Source organism: Pseudomonas sp. Irchel 3A18, from assembly GCF_900187465.1.
Classification (GTDB): Bacteria; Pseudomonadota; Gammaproteobacteria; order Pseudomonadales; family Pseudomonadaceae; genus Aquipseudomonas; species Aquipseudomonas cichorii.
Genome location: NZ_FYDI01000032.1, coordinates 1 through 2,342 on the forward strand (window position 1 = coordinate 1; position 2,342 = coordinate 2,342).

The following is a 2,342-nucleotide window of genomic DNA, read 5'->3' on the forward strand; positions in this document are numbered from 1 at the left end:
AGTGAAGAGCAACTGGTGCTGTGTCGCGGCTTGGAACGCAAGGAAACCTACCTGCGCCACGGCCAGCACTATCGCCTGACCGGTATCGAGTTGCGCAACGGTGCCGGGGTGATGCTGCATTACGAGCATCGCCATGGCGACGCCAGCGTGCTGTCCGACATCCTGACCTATCAGGGTGGTGACATCAGCAAGGTGCACTTGCACGTCGGCACAATGCTCGACGAGCATGGCCGCCTGATCGGGTTGTGGGAAATCAAGGACGGCACGCCGCTGCGCCAGCTGTGTCGCTACCAGTACGACGCTGATGGCGATCTGGTTCAGGCACAGGATGAAAACGGTGCCGCCTGGCAGTATCACTACCAATCGCACCTGATCATCCGCTACACCGACCGCACCGGCCGCGGCATGAACCTGCAATGGGACGGCAGCGGCGCAGACGCCCGGGCGGTGCGCGAATGGGCTGACGACGGCAGTTTCGACACCCGCCTGGAGTGGGACGAAAACATCCGCCTGACCTACGTCACCGATGCCTTGGGCCATGAAACCTGGCACTACTACGACATCAAGGGCTACACCTACCGCATCCGCCACGCCGACGGGCGCTCGGAATGGCTGTTCCGTGACGAGGCCAAGAACGTCGTGCGCCATGTGCACGCTGACGGCAGCACCGACCGCTATCGCTACGACGAGCGCAGCAACCTGCTGCAACATATCCGCGCCGACGACACCGTGGTGCACTACGCCTACGACGATCAGGACCAGTTGATCAAGATCAGCGACGCCGAAGGCGGGCAGTGGCAGCGCGGTTACGATGATCACGGCAATCTGGTCGAAGCCATCGACCCGCTGGGCAACAAGACCGAATATGCCTACAACGACGCAGGTCTGCCCACGGCCATCAAGGACGCCCACGGCAATGAAAAGGTTCTGGCCTACAACGACGCCGGGCAACTCGTCGAATACACCGACTGCTCCGGCAAGAGCAGCGCCTGGAAATACAACGACCTGGGGCAGATGGTCAGCTTCACCGATGCCGCGGGTAACACCACCGAGTACCAGTACAAGGCCGGGCACCTGGCGCTGATCATTCACCCGGACAAGACCGAAGAACGTTTCGAGCGCGATGCCGAAGGTCGACTGCTGGCCCACACCGATGCCCTGGAACGCTGCACCACCTGGAGTTACAGCGCAGCGGGCCTGATTGCCGAACGCATCGATGCTGCCGAACAGACCCTGCGCTACCGCTGGGACCTGCTGGGTCGCCTGACCACCCTGGAAAACGAAAACGAGCGCCGCGCCCACTTCCACTACGACCCTGTAGGCCGTTTGCTGGACGAGTCCGGTTTCGATGGCCGGGTCACCCGCTATCAGTACGACCCGGACACCGGCCGTCTGGCTCGCACCGTCAATGGCGAACGGGCCATCGACCTGAGCTTCGACCCCGTAGGCCGCCTGATCGAACGCACGGCGCGCCTGGGCGAAAAGACCCAGACCGAAACCTTTGCCTACGACGGCAACGGCAACCTGATCCTCGCCGATAACCCCGACAGCCGCCTGCAATGGTTCCACGACCCGGCGGGCAACCTGCTGCGCGAGCATCAGCACTATCTGGGCCTGGATAAACCTCAGGTCGCGGTCTGGCAGCATGAATACGATGTGCTCAACCAACGCATCGCCACCACCCGCCCGGATGGGCATCGCGTCAGTTGGCTGACCTATGGCAGCGGTCACTTGCTGGGAATGCGTCTGGACGACCATGACCTGATCGGCTACGAACGCGACGACCTGCACCGCGAGATCGCCCGTCACCAAGGCAACCGCCTGCTGCAAACCCAGAGCTGGGACCCGGCCGGACGCTTGCAGGAACAACTGCTGGGCCGTCCCGACGACAAATCCACCCTGCTCAAGCGCGAGTATCAATACGACGCCGCCGGCCAGTTGACCGATATCAACGACAGCCGCCGTGGCCCGCTGGCCTATCGTTACGACCCGGTAGGCCGTCTGCTCAGCGCCACCAGCCGGTTGGGCGTGGAAACCTTTGCCTTCGACCCGGCAGGCAACCTGCTGGACGACACCGTCAACGAAATCCGCCGCCCGCTGGACCAGGACCCCAAGCGCAGCCAGTTGCTGGATAACCTGCTGCGCGAATACGCCGGCACTCATTACGACTACGACGAGCGCGGCAATCAGGTACTGCGCTGGCACAACGGTGCCTACAGCCGCCTGACCTGGGACCTGTTCGACCGGCTGGTGCATTTCGACGATGCGCGCCTGGCAGTGGACTACGCCTACGACGCCCTGGGTCGCCGTCTGTACAAGCACTCGACTGCGCACACCCAACA

General features: G+C 63.0%; 1 pseudogene. It reads left to right on the plus strand.

Annotated elements, in window-relative coordinates:
• Positions 1-2,342, plus strand: a pseudogene (locus CKW23_RS26060) (RHS repeat protein); the annotation flags it as partial.